The sequence below is a fragment of the Salmonella sp. SJTUF15570 genome, assembly GCF_043357055.1.
GTDB classification, from domain to species: Bacteria; Pseudomonadota; Gammaproteobacteria; order Enterobacterales; family Enterobacteriaceae; genus Salmonella; species Salmonella enterica.
This window is the reverse complement of sequence record NZ_JBEUKJ010000007.1, coordinates 227,989-244,959: the sequence shown is the minus strand read 5'-3', so window position 1 is coordinate 244,959 and position 16,971 is coordinate 227,989. Positions and strand designations below refer to the sequence as shown.

13 protein-coding genes and 1 pseudogene are annotated in these 16,971 nt (G+C 54.6%); 2 read left to right on the top strand and 12 right to left on the bottom strand.

Annotation, left to right across the window (positions count from 1 at the left end; translation table 11 throughout):
* Positions 1 to 229: 229 nt before the first annotated feature.
* Both ABVN44_RS16155 and ABVN44_RS16150 read left to right on the top strand, forming a co-directional pair.
* Positions 230 to 6,090 (top strand): annotated as a pseudogene (locus tag ABVN44_RS16155) (autotransporter adhesin BigA).
* A 192-nt stretch (positions 6,091 to 6,282) separates the two neighbouring features.
* On the top strand, positions 6,283 to 6,453 hold the full coding sequence (locus ABVN44_RS16150; protein ID WP_000472323.1) for a YhfL family protein: 171 nt from the start codon (positions 6,283 to 6,285) through the stop codon (positions 6,451 to 6,453).
* A 144-nt stretch (positions 6,454 to 6,597) separates the two neighbouring features.
* Here the strand turns inward: ABVN44_RS16150 and trpS are convergent, their stop codons facing one another.
* The 12 genes from trpS to ABVN44_RS16090 form a co-directional block, all read right to left on the bottom strand.
* The gene (gene trpS, locus ABVN44_RS16145; RefSeq protein WP_198870408.1) at positions 6,598 to 7,602 is read right to left on the bottom strand and encodes a tryptophan--tRNA ligase; all 1,005 of its coding nucleotides are present in this window, start codon (positions 7,600 to 7,602) and stop codon (positions 6,598 to 6,600) included.
* Positions 7,595 to 8,353, bottom strand: a complete 759-nt coding sequence (gene gph / locus ABVN44_RS16140) for a phosphoglycolate phosphatase (protein WP_023232578.1) — start codon at positions 8,351 to 8,353, stop codon at positions 7,595 to 7,597. Before gph ends, trpS begins: the two co-directional genes overlap by 8 nt.
* Positions 8,346 to 9,023: a ribulose-phosphate 3-epimerase gene (gene rpe, locus ABVN44_RS16135; RefSeq protein ID WP_000816286.1), complete on the bottom strand. Its 678-nt coding sequence runs from the start codon at positions 9,021 to 9,023 to the stop codon at positions 8,346 to 8,348. The genes gph and rpe overlap by 8 nt, the downstream gene beginning before the upstream one ends.
* A gap of 17 nt (positions 9,024 to 9,040) precedes the next feature.
* Complete coding sequence (gene dam / locus ABVN44_RS16130) at positions 9,041 to 9,877, bottom strand: adenine-specific DNA-methyltransferase (protein ID WP_000742132.1); 837 nt, start codon at positions 9,875 to 9,877, stop codon at positions 9,041 to 9,043.
* A gap of 180 nt (positions 9,878 to 10,057) precedes the next feature.
* Positions 10,058 to 11,335, bottom strand: coding sequence for a cell division protein DamX (damX, locus tag ABVN44_RS16125; RefSeq protein WP_000343147.1), 1,278 nt, complete (start codon positions 11,333 to 11,335; stop codon positions 10,058 to 10,060).
* 97 nt (positions 11,336 to 11,432) lie between these two features.
* On the bottom strand, positions 11,433 to 12,521 hold the full coding sequence (aroB, locus tag ABVN44_RS16120; RefSeq protein ID WP_000439820.1) for a 3-dehydroquinate synthase: 1,089 nt from the start codon (positions 12,519 to 12,521) through the stop codon (positions 11,433 to 11,435).
* A 56-nt stretch (positions 12,522 to 12,577) separates the two neighbouring features.
* Positions 12,578 to 13,099, bottom strand: a complete 522-nt coding sequence (gene aroK, locus ABVN44_RS16115; protein WP_000818621.1) for a shikimate kinase AroK — start codon at positions 13,097 to 13,099, stop codon at positions 12,578 to 12,580.
* A 464-nt stretch (positions 13,100 to 13,563) separates the two neighbouring features.
* A complete protein-coding gene (hofQ, locus tag ABVN44_RS16110) occupies positions 13,564 to 14,802 on the bottom strand; it encodes a DNA uptake porin HofQ (RefSeq protein WP_023232579.1) in 1,239 nt (412 codons plus the stop codon).
* Positions 14,717 to 15,118: a HofP DNA utilization family protein gene (locus tag ABVN44_RS16105; RefSeq protein WP_000868832.1), complete on the bottom strand. Its 402-nt coding sequence runs from the start codon at positions 15,116 to 15,118 to the stop codon at positions 14,717 to 14,719. The genes hofQ and ABVN44_RS16105 overlap by 86 nt, the downstream gene beginning before the upstream one ends.
* Positions 15,108 to 15,581, bottom strand: coding sequence for a hypothetical protein (locus tag ABVN44_RS16100; protein ID WP_023232580.1), 474 nt, complete (start codon positions 15,579 to 15,581; stop codon positions 15,108 to 15,110). The genes ABVN44_RS16105 and ABVN44_RS16100 overlap by 11 nt, the downstream gene beginning before the upstream one ends.
* Positions 15,565 to 16,104, bottom strand: a complete 540-nt coding sequence (locus ABVN44_RS16095) for a PilN domain-containing protein (protein WP_023232581.1) — start codon at positions 16,102 to 16,104, stop codon at positions 15,565 to 15,567. Before ABVN44_RS16095 ends, ABVN44_RS16100 begins: the two co-directional genes overlap by 17 nt.
* On the bottom strand, positions 16,104 to 16,883 hold the full coding sequence (locus tag ABVN44_RS16090) for a hypothetical protein (protein WP_023202839.1): 780 nt from the start codon (positions 16,881 to 16,883) through the stop codon (positions 16,104 to 16,106). Before ABVN44_RS16090 ends, ABVN44_RS16095 begins: the two co-directional genes overlap by 1 nt.
* Positions 16,884 to 16,971 lie beyond the last annotated feature (88 nt).

The window sequence follows — 16,971 nt, the reverse complement described above, 5'->3', positions numbered from 1 at the left end:
ACCAGAAAAATTTAAATAGTAATAATTCTGCCTAAAAACCCTTTTATTCGTCAAATTCACCTCTTATTCATTCATACAATAAATAACACCGTTAAGCACTCAATTTGACCTGACCTGGTTATCGGGTGATAAAATAAACACTAAAGCATAATTTTTCTTCTGGCCATTTCATCATTGCCTGTACCGCTCTCTGCATATGTTTAGTACGCAAGGAAAATATTAATTAAGGATGAACCCTATGCAAAAGAAAAAACTTATTTCTATCGCTATCGCTTTAACGCTACAAAGTTATTACATTCCGGCCATCGCCGCAGAAAATAACGATGATGAAAAAGAATGTCCCAGTAATATCTCCTCCCTGCCTAAAGAAAAACGCGCAAAACTCTCACCGACCTGCCTTGCTACACCTGAAAATGATAATCACTGGGGCTGGGTTGCTGGCGGCGTTGCTGCACTGGTCGCAGGTGTGGCTATTGGCGTTGAAAATAACGGTGGCGGAGATTCTACTCATTCTTATACCCCCCTACGCCCGATAATGGCGGCGACGTTACCCCACCCGACGATGGCGGCAACGTCACCCCGCCTGACGATGGCGGCGATGACAATGTGATCCCGCCCGACGATAGCGGCGATGACGATGTAACCCCACCCGACGATAGCGGCGATGACGATGTAACCCCACCCGATGATAGCGGCGATGACGATGTGACCCCACCCGACGATAGCGGCGATGACGATGTAACCCCGCCTGACGATAGCGGCGATGACGATGTGACCCCGCCCGACGATAGCGGCGATGACGATGTGACCCCGCCCGACGATAGCGGCGATGACGATGTAACCCCGCCCGACGATAGCGGCGATGACGATGTAACCCCGCCCGACGATAGCGGCGATGACGATGTAACCCCGCCCGATGATAGCGGCGATGACGACGACACGCCCCCAGATGACTCTGTTATTACCTTCAGCAACGGCGTCACCATAGATAAAGGCAAAGACACCCTGACCTTCGATAGCTTCAAACTGGATAACGGCAGCGTTCTCGAGGGTGCCGTGTGGAATTATTCAGAACAGGACAACCAGTGGCAGCTCACCACCGCAGACGGCAAAACGCTGAACGTCACCAGCTGGGACGTGACCGACGCCAATGCCGCCGTGATTGAAGGCACCCAGGAAAACGGTCTCTACTGGAAGTACGACAGCCGTGGCTATCTGATTATTGCCGACGATAACACCACGGTTATCAGCGGCGATGACCAGGCGCATAACTCCGATCGCGGCATGGATATCAGCGGCCAGGATCGCACCGGCGTGATTATTTCCGGCGATAGAACCGTCAACACGCTCACCGGGGACTCCAGTGTGACCGACGGCGCCACCGGCATGGTTATCTCCGGTGACGGCACCACCAACACCATTTCGGGCCACTCCACGGTGGACAACGCCACCGGCGCGCTGATTTCCGGCAACGGCACCACCACCAATTTCGCCGGTGACATTGCCGTGAGCGGCGGCGGCACCGCCATCATCATCGACGGCGACAACGCCACGATTAAAAATACCGGTACCTCTGACATCAGCGGCGCAGGCTCCACCGGCACCGTCATTAACGGCAATAACGCCCGCGTCAACAACGACGGTGATATGACCATCACCGACGGCGGTACCGGCGCCCACATTACCGGCGATAACGTGGTTATCGATAACGCCGGGAGCACCACCGTCAGCGGCGCAGACGCCACGGCGCTGTATATCGATGGCGACAACGCGCTCGTTATCAACGAAGGTAATCAAACTATCTCTGGCGGCGCCGTCGGTACGCGCATTGACGGCGACGACGCCCATACCACCAATACCGGTGATATCGCGGTGGATGGCGCGGGCTCTGCCGCCGTGATTATCAACGGCGACAACGGCAGCCTGACCCAGGCGGGCGATCTGCTGGTCACCGACGGCGCGATGGGCATCATCACCTACGGTACCGGAAATGAAGCAAAAAATACCGGCAACGCCACCGTACGTGATGCGGACTCGGTGGGTTTTGTGGTTGCAGGCGAAAAAAACACCTTCAAAAACAAAGGGGATATTGACGTCAGCCTTAACGGCACCGGCGCGCTGGTGAGCGGCGATATGTCGCAGGTTACGCTGGATGGCGATATTAACGTTGTCTCAGTCCAGGACAGCGAAGGCGTGTTTAGCTCAGCGACAGGGGTGAGCGTGAGCGGCGACAGCAACGCCGTTGATATCACCGGCAACGTAAATATCAGCGCCGACTACGGGCAGGATGATCTGGCTGCCGGGGCTCCCCCGTTAACCGGCGTTGTCGTCGGCGGTAACGGCAATACCGTTACCCTTAATGGCGCGCTGAATATTGATGACAACGATCTGTCCGCCACCGGCGGACAATACCTGGACGTTGTTGGCCTGAGCGTAACAGGTGATGATAACGACGTTGAGATTGACGGCGGTATTAATATCACCCACAGCGAGGATCCATTTGATGGAACCTCTGCAGACATTACCGGCATCAGCGTCAGCGGTAACAGTACCGTTACGCTAAACGGTCATTCTACCATTGATACCAACACGGTAGTGGGGGGTCACGTTGTACTGGCGCGGGTCAACAACGGCGGCTCCCTGATTCTGGGTGATGACTCAGTTGTTGACGTTAATGTCAGTTATATACCCACAGGCTATTACACCTACAACGCGTTGCTGATGGCTGATGGCGAAGGCACATCAATTGAAAATAAAGGCGATATTACAAGCCATGGCGTGTATTCCGTCATTCGCGCAGATAACGGCGCGGAAGTCAGCAACAGCGGAGATATTTTTGTCTACGCGACCAGTAGCAACAGCAGTGAGGATCGTGCAGCCATCACAAGGGCTAGTGGCGAGGGAGCGGCTGTTCATAACAAAGCTGGCGGCGATATCACCATCATTTCTAACCAGACGCCGCAGGGCAATGGCGGTATTGGCACATACCCACTGGAATGGTACACCCACACCTTTTACGCCATGATGGCTTCGGATTATGGCGATGTCGTTAACGATGAGGGCGCCACTATCCATTTGCAGGGCGCGGGCGTATATGGCGTCGCTGCCAGCAAAGGAACAGCGTCAAACGCAGGCGATATCTATCTGGACGGCTTTGTCCCGACGCTGGATGATGAAAACAACATCACCGACACAAATTACTGGAAACCATCGCAGCTTTATCTCACCAGTTCGGGGATGGTGGTCGGCTCCACCAACAGTGGCGAAGGCGACGCCACCGCAATCAACACCGGCAACATTACCGTTAATAACGCCGGGTTCGGCATGATGGCGCTCAAGGACGGCACCGCCATTAACCAGGGCACAATCACCCTGACCGCCGATGACGGCGTGACCGGCCAGGCAAACGAGCTGGTCGGGATGGCGGCGCTCAACGGCGGCGTCGTCATCAACGACACCACCGGCATCATCAATATTGATGCCGATTACGGCCAGCCCTTCCTGACCGACAGCAGTAGCACCGTAGTTAACTACGGCACCGTTTGCTATGACAGCGCTTGCCAGAACAGTGACGAGTACAACCCAACCGATAGCAATGTATCCCTTTCCTTTAGAGATGGTGATGAGATTACCGCCGAGGGTGAAACGCTGACCGGTGAAACCATCATCACCAATCCGATCGCAACGCAGACCGTACACGTCACCAACGCAGGCATCGTCAGCGGCGGCAAGGTCACCGTCAGAAATTACGGTGATGTCACCAACGAGTCCACCGGCAGCATCAGCAGCGTCGGCATCGACAAAGGCGGCGTCTATACCAACGAGGGAACAACGGCTGCCGTTTCCGTAGACGGCGGCGTGTTCAACAATACCGGCACCGTGACCGGGAAAACGGGGACCACGGTAGCGGGTTCCATTATCAACAACAGCGGCTCCATGAACGCGGTTGAGCAGTGGGCCAGCACCATGAATAACATAGGCACAGTGTCGGCCTGGGTCGGCGCATCGGGCAGCACGGTACTGAATAACTACTCAGGCGGCGAAATCGATAAGCTGAACTTTACCGGTGCCGCAACCGTTAATAACGCAGGGATCATCAACAATGGTTCTGTTGATAAAGGCGGTACGTTTAATAACCTCGAAGGCGGCGTTGTAACGCTAATAAACGACGGCCTGTGGGCTGGCGCCTTCAATAACTGGGGAACGGTGAATAGCGATGCCGATATCGCCACCGGCGGGAGCGGGCACACCCTGTATAACGGCAGCACCGGTGTTATTAACGGGCAGATCACCACGGCGAAAAATAACGGCGGCAGCAAGGCGATTAACGACGGCACCATCAACATTGATAAAACCGGCAATGTGGCGATGTCGGCGCATGGCAGCGCGAAGATGGTCAATAACGGCACTATCAATGTGGGTACAGTCGGCACCACGCAAACCGGAATGGTCGGGATGCAGTTGGAATCAGATGCAAAATCCGATGCAGTGATCGAGAACAATGGCACCATCAATATTTACGCCAGCAACTCCTACGCCTTCAGCCAGTTGGGCAGCAACGGCCATATCGTCAACAACGGCACGGTCTACATTGATGACAGCGTGACCGGTTCCGGCTTTATCAAGCAGGACGGTAAAACCATTGAAGGCAGCGGCGAAAACGGCGACGGTACGGAAGTGCATTATGTTGACTTCACTGCCCCCACGGAACCCACCATTACCGATGGCACGACGACCGTTACCACCAGCGACAGTGCAGATTCATCTGCCACCAACAACCTGTCGGGCTACGTAGTCGGCACCAGCGCTGATGGCAGCGCCGGTAAATTGATGGTCAGCAATGCCAGCATGAACGGTGTGGAAATTAACACCGGGTTCACCGCAGGCACCGCCGACACCACCGTCAGCTTTGACAACGTGGTTGAGGGCAGCAACCTGTCCGACGCAGGCGCGATTCAGTCCACTTCCGTCGTCTGGAACGCCCAGGGTAGCCAGGATGCCGACGGCAACGTTGACGTCACCATGACCAAAAACGCCTATGCCGATGTGGCGACCGACGGCTCGGTAAGCGACGTGGCGCAGGCGCTGGACGCCGGTTACACCAACAACGAGCTGTACACCAGCCTTAATGTGGGGACTACCGCCGAGCTGAACAGAGCGCTGAAGCAGGTGAGCGGTGCTCAAGCCACCACGGTATTCCGTGAAGCGCGTGTACTCAGCAACCGCTTTACCATGCTGGCCGACGCCGCGCCGCAAATTAAAGATGGTCTGGCGTTCAACGTGGTGGCGAAAGGCGACCCACGTGCGGAGCTGGGCAACGACACCCAGTACGACATGCTGGCATTACGCCAGACGTTGGATCTCACCGCCAGCCAGAATCTGACGCTGGAGTACGGTATTGCGCGTCTGGATGGCGACGGTTCGAAAACTGCGGGCGATAACGGCCTGACCGGCGGCTACAGCCAGTTCTTTGGCCTGAAGCACAGCATGGCGTTTGATGAAGGTCTGGCGTGGAACAACAGCCTGCGTTATGACGTGCACAACCTCGACAGCAGTCGTTCTGTCGCTTATGGCGATGTCAACAAAATTGCCGATTCCGACATGCGTCAGCAGTACCTTGAGTTTCGCAGTGAAGGGGCGAAAACTTTCACCATGATGAGTGATACGCTGAAAGTCACGCCGTATGCCGGGGTGAAATTCCGTCACACCATGGAAGGAGGCTACAAAGAGCGCAGCGCCGGAGATTTTAACCTGTCCATGAACTCTGGCAACGAAACGGCGGTAGACTCTATTGTCGGCCTGAAGCTGGATTACGCCGGGAAAGACGGCTGGAGCGCCACCGCTACCCTAGAAGGCGGCCCGAACCTGAGCTACAGCAAGAGCCAGCGTACAGCGTCATTACAGGGTGCGGCGGGTCAATCGTTCGGCGTGGATGACGGTCAAAAAGGCGGCGGCGTTAATGGTCTGGCAACCATCGGCGTGAAATACAGCAGCAATGATACCGCGCTACATCTGGATGCCTACCAGTGGAAGGAAGACGGTATCAGCGATAAAGGCTTTATGCTTAACGTTAAGAAAACATTTCGTTAAATAAACGACATTATATAACACTAATAAAGGCCGCTTATTATTAAGCGGCCTTTTTAAATCATATCCCCTGGTAAAGATAAAGTCCTTATTTGGACTACCTGTATAGTTTAATAATTGCTATCGTACTATACGCTAAATAGATCTTATATTTATTCCACCAGTAGTGCTCGTTTTATCAACAAGGATTTTGAAATGTTTAAATTTGTAAAAATTGCCGTTGTGGCAGGGGTTCTGGCGACGCTCACTGCTTGTACTGGTCATATCGAAAACAAAAAAAATAACTGCAGCTACGATTATTTGCTGCACCCTGCAATTTCTATTTCTAAAATTATTGGCGGTTGCGGCCCGGCTGCCGATCAATAATAGAAACGACTGCGCAGATACAAAAAAACCGGGATTTTCCCGGTTTTTTTACAGGTCTGATAAACGGTACGGCGCAGATGCCTTGTCCAACTTACGCTCGTTTGTAGGCCCGATAAGCTCGCGCCATCGGGCAAGCAATAACCCTTACGGTTTCGCCACAAAGCCAATGGCTTCGTAAACGGCTTTCAGCGTTTCGGCCGCACGTGCGCTGGCTTTTTCCGCCCCGTCTTTCATCACCTTCTGCAAGAACGCTTCGTCGTTGCGGAAACGGTGATAGCGCTCCTGCAACTCAGACAGCATTCCGGAAACCGCCTCCGCCACTTCGCCTTTCAAATGGCCATACATTTTACCTTCAAACTGTTTTTCCAGTTCAGGAATGCTCTGACCGGTCACGGCGGAAAGAATATCCAGCAGGTTAGAGACACCCGCTTTCTCTTTCACATCATAACGCACTACCGGCGGCTCGTCGGAGTCAGTGACCGCACGTTTGATTTTCTTCACTACCGATTTCGGATCTTCCAGCAGGCCGATCACGTTATTACGGTTATCGTCCGATTTGGACATTTTCTTTGTCGGCTCCAGCAGCGACATCACGCGCGCGCCGGATTTTGGAATAAACGGTTCCGGTACTTTGAAAATATCGCCATACAGCCCGTTGAAACGCTGGGCGATATCGCGGCTCAGTTCCAGATGCTGCTTCTGATCTTCGCCTACCGGCACCAGATTGGTTTGGTACAACAGGATGTCTGCCGCCATCAGCACCGGGTAATCAAACAGGCCGGCGTTAATGTTTTCCGCATAGCGCGCAGATTTATCTTTAAACTGCGTCATACGGCTCAGCTCGCCGAAATAGGTATAGCAGTTCAGCGCCCAGCCAAGCTGCGCATGTTCCGGCACATGGGACTGAACAAAAATAGTGCTCTTTTCAGGATCAATACCACATGCCAGGTACTGCGCCAGCGTATCCAGCGTCGCTTTACGTAGCTGCTGCGCGTCCTGACGCACGGTAATAGCATGTTGGTCTACGATGCAGTAGATGCAATGATAGTCATCCTGCATGTTTACCCACTGACGCAATGCCCCCATATAGTTGCCAATGGTCAATTCACCTGAGGGCTGTGCGCCACTAAAAACGATGGGCTTAGTCATTTTTTATTTCCTGGTTATCGCTATGCGGAAGCCCAAGTGCGGGCAAAAGATCGTTAAAACTGTCATAAATGACGTCCGGCTCGCTAAGGGCGATCGCTTCGCCATAATTGTAGCCGTATGTCAGGCCAACCGAAGGGCAGCCCGCCGCTTTTGCAGCCTGAATATCATTACGCGAATCGCCGACAAAAAGCATCTGCTCCGGCATCATGCCCAGCCGGCTTGCCACCAGCAACAGCGGCTCCGGATGCGGCTTCTTATTTTGCACATCATCGCCGCCGATAACCACACCAAAGTATTTGGCGATATCAAGCGATTCCAGCAACGGCGCGACGAACGGCGTCGGCTTATTCGTCACCAGACCTAATGACAATCCGCTGGCGTGCAGCGCGCCCAGCGTGTCGGCGACATGCGGAAATAAAAAGGTGCCCTCTTCCGCCACTTCGCCATAATACCTGTCGAACAGCTTACGCAGAATACGTACCTGTTCCTCGGCAGGAATATCTTCATCAACGGGCGGTTTACCCATCGTCTTACGCAGCGTGGCGCGCTCCTCACGAGCCCAGGTCAGCGCGCGTTCCATCAATACGTCTGCGCCGTTACCAATCCAGGTAATCACGCGCTCCTCGCCCGCGACCGGCAGTTCCAGCGCATACAGCGCCATATCTACCGCCGCGGCAAGACCCGGCGCGCTATCCACCAGCGTACCGTCAAGATCAAAGGCGACGCCCCGAATATTCTTTAACTTATCCATGACTTACCTTTGCCAGCTCACTGCGCATTTCATCAATCACTTTTTTGTAGTCGGGTTTATCGAAAATTGCCGACCCCGCAACAAACATGTCCGCACCTGCTGCGGCGATCTCGCCGATATTGTTCACCTTCACGCCGCCGTCCACTTCCAGGCGAATGTCGTAACCGGACGCATCAATGCGGCGACGCACTTCGCGCAGTTTATCCAGCGTCTGCGGAATAAAAGACTGGCCGCCGAAGCCTGGGTTCACGGACATCAGCAGGATCACATCCAGTTTGTCCATGACGTAATCGAGATAACTGAGCGACGTTGCCGGGTTGAATACCAGCCCCGCTTTACAGCCGTGTTCTTTAATCAACTGTAGCGTGCGGTCAACATGTTCGGAGGCTTCCGGGTGAAAAGTAATGATGCTCGCGCCAGCGGCGGCAAAGTCGGGCACGATACGGTCGACTGGCTTGACCATCAGGTGGACATCAATAGGCGCGGTAATACCGTATTGACGTAGAGATTTCAGCACCATCGGGCCGATAGTCAGGTTCGGCACATAGTGATTATCCATGACGTCAAAGTGTACAACATCAGCACCGGCAGCCAGCGCTTTGGCGGTGTCTTCACCCAGGCGAGCAAAATCAGCCGACAGAATTGAGGGGGCAATCAAATACTGTTTCATCCGCTTCTCCTTGAGAATTATTTTCTTGCAGGCGTTGCGACTCCTGGTTGGTACAGAGCCAGCAGTTCGTCCACCTTTTTACGTGTGCCGCCGTTGCTGCTTATACTGCGTCTAACTTTGACGACATGCAATTTTGCGAGTTGATACCACTCGCGTGTGAGCGCCGTATCATGGTTGGAAATGAGCACCGGTATCCGGTTACTGACCAGATTCTCAGCGATTTCCGCCAGATGCGCTTGTTGCGTCAGGCTAAAACTATTGGTGTGATACGCTGTGAAGTTAGCCGTGGCGGACAGCGGCGCATAAGGCGGATCGCAATAGACCACCGACGACTTGTCCGCACGCGCCATACTGTCTGCGTATGACTCACAGTAAAAGAACGCATTCTGCGCTTTTTCTGCAAAGTGGTACAACTCCGCTTCCGGGAAGTAAGGTCTTTTATAACGACCAAACGGTACATTAAATTCCCCGCGTAAGTTATAGCGACAGAGTCCGTTATAACCGTAGCGGTTCAGATATAAAAACAGTACCGCCCGACGAAAGGGGTCCTGGCAGGTGTTGAACTCCTCACGGAGTTGGTAATAGACCTCAGCCTGGTTAGTTTCAGGCATAAACAGCTCGCGCGAAGCCTGTACATACTCGTCAGTACGTAACTTCACGATGTTATAGAGGCTAATAAGGTCGCTGTTGATATCGGCGAGGATATAACGAGAAAAGTCGGTGTTAAGAAACACCGATCCGGCACCCACAAAAGGTTCGACAAGGCACTCGCCTTTTGGCAAATGTCGTTTGATATCATCAAGCAGAGGGTATTTTCCCCCTGCCCACTTCAAAAAAGCGCGATTTTTTTTCATGCTGACTAACTAATTACACCTTCTCCGGCTGTGGAGAAAGCTCCGACAGCATCCTGCGCTTTAGGCTGTGCCGCGTTGCTTTACGGCGCATTTGACGGTAGCAAATGCGCCCCTCGCGCCTGTCCTGAACAAAAATAGCTGTCAGCGACACTCACAGGCAATTGCAGGACACAGCCTGGATTATTTCAGATCGGCCTGAACCTGATGCAACGGTTTTGCCCACGGGTTTTTCGCCTGCACATCGGCAGGTAAGGTGGACACCGCACGTTTAGCATCTTCTTTCGAAGCATACATCCCCGTTACCAGCACATACCACGGTTGTCCATTACGCGTCGTCTCGTATACCACATAATTTTTCAGGTTCTCTTTCTTCGCCCAACCGTTCAGGTTGTCGTAATTTGAAGAACTACTGAGCTGCAATGTGTAGTGGCTGGATGGCGCGCTCTTTAATGCGCCAACGTTGCCGGCGCTTTTCCCGCCGCCTGCGACAGGCGTCGTCGAGGCTTGCGCTGGCTTCGCGGTTTGTACCGGCGCAGCGCTTGCCGTCGCTGTCGGCGCAGCCGTCGTGGTGGTCGCTTTCGGCGTCGCGGCTGGCGCTGCCGGTTCCGTGCGTTTCACTGGCGCGACCGGTTTCTTCGGTTCCGCAGTGGTGGTTTTCGCCGTGGTCTGCGGTTTCTTAGGTTCAATGACGGCCTGTTTACGTTCCGGACGCGTGGTATGACGCTCGGTAGGTTCGCTAACCGCCGCCTGACGCGTCGTGCTGCCATTGCGAACTGGCGCGACGGTTGCAGGCTCTGTCGGCAACGTAGAGTTCACCGCAACATTGTTCATCTGCTCTGGATTCTGCGTCAGCGCATTATTCAGATCGCCCTGCACTTCCACGCGCTGCTGACCGTCAGCGACCACAGGCGACTGTCCCTGCGTCGGCGTTGAAGAAATCGGCGGCAACGAAATATCCTGCGACGTATTGCCCGCGGTTTGTTCTGCGGAGGTGGCGCCCGGCGCAGGCTGGGTCGCATTCGCCTGATCGGCGGCGTTACCGGAAAGATCGATACTCTTTTCGCCAGAGGCCGACGGCTCGCTGGAAGACGTAGAGGGGGCTTTCAGCGCGGAGCCGATACCGATAATCAACAGCAGCAGCACCAGTACGCCAACGCCCATCATCATGTACTGACGAGAGGCTGGCTTATGGGCCGCTTTTTTACGCTTACGTGGACGGCGTTCAACACGCTCTTCGTCCACCGTATCGTCTTCATCGGATTCGTACTCTTCTTCAACTTCAGGTTCTTCACTACGCGCTTTACGCGTACGCGTCGGACGGCGATCGTCGGCGTCCAGATCAACGTCATCAAAGTTGATCTGCGGCTCATTATCGCGTTCTGAAGATTGACGAGAACGACCAGTACGACGATCGCTGGGATCGGGTTTCAGCTCGTCTTCTGGTTTGAATTCATCCATTTAACACCCCACTCAAAGGTTAATGCTTACGACATTGCACATAACCTGAAGCTAAAAGACTGACATCTACGCAATATCAGTCTGACCTTTCTTGTTGTTACGCCTGCTGACAGTCAGCAATCGCGCTAAGAACGACTTCGTGCGACACTCCGCCGCGCACTTCACTTTTCCCTATGGCCAGCGGAAGCACTAAACGCAGCTCCCCCGCTAACACTTTTTTATCTCGCAGCATGTGCGGCAAATAGTCCTGAGCGGACATCTCGCAAGGGCCATTGACTGGCAGCCCGGCCCGTTCGAGTAGAGCGATGATGCGCTGCGTATCAGCAGAACTGAACTGCCCCAAACGCTCGGATGCGCGCGCAGCCATCACTATACCTGCGGCAACGGCTTCACCATGTAACCAATTGCCATATCCCATTTCCGCTTCAATGGCGTGGCCAAAGGTATGTCCAAGATTCAGTAAAGCACGTAAGCCCGCTTCACGCTCGTCGGCGGCAACAACTTCGGCTTTCAGCTCGCAACAACGACGAATACAGTACGCCATCGCCGGGCCGTCCAGACGCAATAGCGCATCCAGATTATCCTCAAGCCAGGTGAAGAAGTCCGCGTCAAGTATAATGCCGTATTTGATCACCTCTGCCAGTCCCGATGCCAGTTCGCGTGCGGGGAGCGTTTTCAGGCAATCAAGATCGACAACCACAGAAGCGGGTTGGTAAAACGCGCCAATCATGTTTTTGCCAAGGGGATGGTTGACGGCGGTCTTCCCGCCCACGGAAGAATCAACCTGCGACAGTAAGGTAGTTGGCACCTGGATGAAACGAACGCCTCGCTGGTAGCTGGCCGCCGCAAAACCGGTGAGATCGCCAATCACGCCGCCGCCAAGCGCGACCAGCGTGGTATCACGACCATGCGGTTTTTTCAGTAACGCCGTAAACACCGTATCCAGCACCGTCAGGCTCTTATACTGCTCGCCGTCAGGAAGAATCACGCTGTCTACGTTAACGCCCGCCCGTTCGAGTACGCCGCGAACCTTGTCCAGATAAAGCGGCGCCAGGGTTTCGTTGGTCACTAACATGACCTGATCGCCTGATTTCAGCGGCAAGAATGAAGCTGGTTCGTTAAACAAACCAGCCGCGATGGTGATCGGGTAACTACGTTCCCCGAGAGTGACTGTAATCCTCTCCATGACGCGACATCCACCTTAGTTACTTGTGCCCGCTTACCCAGCGTATTCTGCTTGAATTAGTTGCTTTCCAGCATATGAATAATCTGGTTTGCCACAACCTTAGCGCTTTGATCGTCGGTGCGAATGGTGACGTCGGCAATCTCTTCGTACAGCGGATTGCGTTCGTTAGCCAGCGCTTCCAGAACTTCGCGAGGCGGTGCTTCAACCTGCAACAGCGGGCGTTTTTTATCACGCTGCGTGCGCGCCAGTTGTTTTTCGATGGTCGTTTCAAGGTAGACCACGACGCCACGCGCGGAGAGACGGTTACGCGTTTCACGCGATTTTACAGAGCCACCGCCGGTTGCCAGCACAATACCCTGTTTTTCCGTCAATTCGTTGATAACTTTTTCTTCACGATTACGGAAGCCGTCTTCACCTTCAACATCGAAGACCCAGCCCACATCAGCTCCGGTTCGTTTCTCAATCTCTTGATCAGAATCGTAAAATTCCATATTGAGTTGTTGAGCTAACTGGCGCCCAATAGTGCTTTTTCCGGCACCCATAGGCCCAACCAGAAAGATATTGCGTTTCTCTGCCATTTTTTCGGTACTACTAAGACTATTCGTTAATGGTAAACCCGCTTCACAGACACCCAGCGCAGCAGGACATGAACTGAAACCTCATAAGATATTGCGAGAGTCAGACTGAAAATTATCTCAATACTCAAGCGGGTTTGGCAACTGAATAAATCACCAAGCCTGATTGTTGCAAAACCCGAGTTAGCGTTGCCGGATGGCGACCAGAACAACATATCCGGCCTACAAATTGCTCTACTTTCAAACAATTGTGCGCAATCCGCAGAACCAATACGTCTGCATCAGCGGACATTCAGCCGTTTATCATCGGTCTTATGCACACCTTCGGCAAGGCAAAGCGCATTAATCAATGCGTAAGCAACGAAAAGCACGACTCTCAAATCGGTACTCCTTGTATGCTAAATACATCCGCACGTCAAATCCCGCAGATGCGTTCAGTGCAAAAACAGCGCTTTTTTATGCATAAATTATTCTGTCGCCACCAGTCTGGGGGTGATAAACACCACTAATTCGCGTCGCTCGTCCTCTTTGCCGTCATGGCGGAAGAGCTGACCAAGCCAGGGAATATCCCCCAATAGCGGCACGCTATCGCTACCCGATTTATTTTTTCGCGAAAAAATACCGCCCAGCGCCAGCGTCTCGCCGCTTTTTACCTCTACCTGCGTTTCAATTTCCTGTTTATCTATCGCCAGCACTTCGCCGTCAGCCTGTTGTAGTACCTGACCGGGGACATTCTGGCTGATATGTAACTTCAGGCGGATGCGCCCTTTTTGCAAAACGGTGGGCGTCACCTCCATTCCCAGCACCGCTTCTTTAAATTCCACGGAGGTCGCGCCGCTTTCGCCGCTGGAAACCTGATAAGGAATTTCGCTGCCTTGCTTGATACTGGCTGGCTGCAGATGGGAAGCCAGCAGCCGGGGGCTGGCGATAATATCCAACTGCTGCTTTTGCTCCAGCGCTGACAGCTCCAGATCCAGCAAGCGTCCGTTAATGCGCCCGATGTTAAACCCGACGCGTGAGGTGGCGGCGGCGACGGATAAATCACTGGAAAGCGTCGTCACGTCACCCACCGCGCCCGCTTGCTTCGCGTCAGCCAGCGTCCACTTTACGCCCAGTTCCCGTAGACTCTTTTCGTTAATGGTGACGATATGCGCCGCCAGCTCCACCTGCGCCACCGGCAGATCCATTTGCGATACCCATTTTTCCAGCTCCGCCAGGGCCGCGCGGTTATCGCGCAACAGCAGGCGGTTGGTGCGCTTATCTACCATGATGGTTCCCTTCGCGCTCAGGAGTTTCTCGCCCGCTTTCGCCAGTTCGGCGGCATCGGCGTATTGCAGGCTAATGCTGCGGTTTTCCAGCGGTAAATTAGCCTGAAGCCTTAACCGCTCGGCATCCTGCCGCGCACTGTGTTCTTTCTGCCAGGCCTGTGAATGAACATGGAAAATATTCCCCTCCTGACGCAGCACCAGCCCCGCGCTATTGACCACCGTCTGTAGCGCCTGTTTCCACGGCACATCCGTCAGATGTAGCGATAATGTCCCGCTGACGTCCGGCGACACCACCAGATTCTGCCGCTCCTGCTCGGCTAAAGCCTGCAAAACCTGCACCACAGGGACGTCGTCAACCACCAGCGTCACTTTCGCCGCTTTTCCCGCCTGCGCGGCGGGCATCAAGGCTATCAGTATTATGGCTATCCATCGCTTCATTGTCCGCTCCCTGACGTAGCCACCGCCACTGCGGCGGCGCACAATTTTTACCGGTCGTTAACGTTAAGGCTTCCGCCGTCAGGCGGACAATCGTCCAACCGTTTTCCAGCGTCTGCCCTTCTTCCACTCGCCGCCATTTTTGCTGGCTGTCTTTAAGAATGCCTGTCCATCGCTCGCCTTTACGCACCGCGCCCTGATACCGCCACTGCGAGAGTTCCGCTATCCGGCAGCGATCTTCCGGCGGGCGGAAGGGATCGCGCATTCCCGTCAACGTCAGCAAACAAAAACAGAGCAATACACCGCGGCTAACCTTCATTCGCCAGGCGCTCCAGTTGCAGCGTTATCAATAATTCCGCCCCCTCTCTACGCAATGAAAACCGACTTACGCTCATCTCGCTTTCGGCCAACCGGACAAACAGCGACGGCACCGCATCCCAGGACGTTTTCAGCGCCATTTCTCCCCCCTGCGCCGATGGCTGCCAGTGCAGCAAACGCAGGGGAGGCGCCTGGAAATCTAACGGCGAAAAAGGACGCGGATTTTCAACGGTGCCCCCGAAAAGCGGTTCAGCCGCGACGCTCAGACGGCGCAGATGACGCCACTGTTGCCGGGCGGCCTCGCGCTGCTGGCTTAACCGCGCATGTTGCGTATCCAGCGTTTTCCAGCCGGGATAGCCCACAGATAACGCAACCGTCAGCGTCAGGCACAGCACGCCTGCACACCAACAAAAAACCCGACCACAGCGCGACATCCCGTACCAGATATCAAAGAGCGCGTTCACGGGCGGCGCTCCTCGTTAACTGATAATGGAACTGCCAGCGCCCTTGCGCATCCTGCCGCGTGGCGCCCGTGCGGTTTAGCGGAAAACTGACATAGTGACGAAGCGATGTTTCAAGCGTGAGCAGGGCGTCAAACGTTCTCGCCAGCCCTTCCAGCTCTAGCGTCTCTTGCTGATAATTGAGGCTTGTCAGCCATGCCTGCTCTGGCAACAGGCTGGCAAGGTCAGTCAAGATAGATTGCCAGGCTTGCGTCAGTTCACGCTGCGCCTGACGTTGTAATCGCGCCTGTTGCTGTCGCTGACGCTGCTGCAACTGCGGTATGTTCGCCGCAAGTGCCGTCGTGCGTCCGTTTTCCGCCGTCAGTAGCAGTTCATTAATCCTCCCCTCCTGCCAAAAAACCAACCGGGCGATCGTCGCGAGGCTTGCTATCAGCAGCAGGGACGCGCCCCATACCACGCACCACAGCCGCAGACGCGCTACGTAATGTTGGCGCCGCCAGGGGAGCAAATTGACAGAATGCGCCATCAGCGTATCTCCCCTATGGCTAAACCCAGCGCAATCGCAAAGCGATAACCGTCCGGCGGAACCGGCGGTTGGCGGACGGTAACGGCGCGCCAGGGGTCGAATTCGCCTTCGGCGCATAACGAAATATGTTCCGGCACGACGGATAACGTCGCGGCAAGGTCATGCAGCGTCGTCGCATCGCGCGCCGATTTACGTCCCCACGCATAGCGCGTCGCCCACAGCCACTGGCTCTCATCGCGCCAGACCAGACATTGCCGCCCCGAAGGTATAAACGGCAGCAAGCGCTGTAACGCGCAGGCATCGGGCGTTACAGCAGCGATGCGCACATTGAGCGTTTGCGCCAGCGTTAACAGCTCTGAAATTTCTTTGCTTTGCACGGCGGTAACGTTGAACGCGGGGCTCAGCGCATCGTCCTGAAAGTCGAAACGCAATAAGTCCGGATCCATATCCAGCTCACGCGCCATCGTTTGTGAAAGCCATGCGACTTGCTCACGTTCCCGCAGACGCATCGGCGGATGTGGAAAAGCGCGTTGCAATGTCCGATTTGCGGGAAAAGAGAGATAAATACGGTGACGTAGCGGCAGCTCGCGGCTCCAGGGTCGCAGTACGTGAGCCAGCGATTGCGGGTCAGGAATCGTACCCTCTGCCGTGGAGGCGTTCATCAGCGGCAGTCGCCACCAACGTTGCAGGGACCAGCCCGATGCGCCGCGAATAACGGCGATGGCCAGCGCTTCATGCTGCTGAATATGCAATCCTATTTGCCAGGTTTTAAAAGCCATAACGGTCGATCTCCTTATCACCCGTCGCGTTAACGGGTATATCAATGCGTCTGGCTTGCCTTTATACTACCGCGCGTTTGTTTATAAA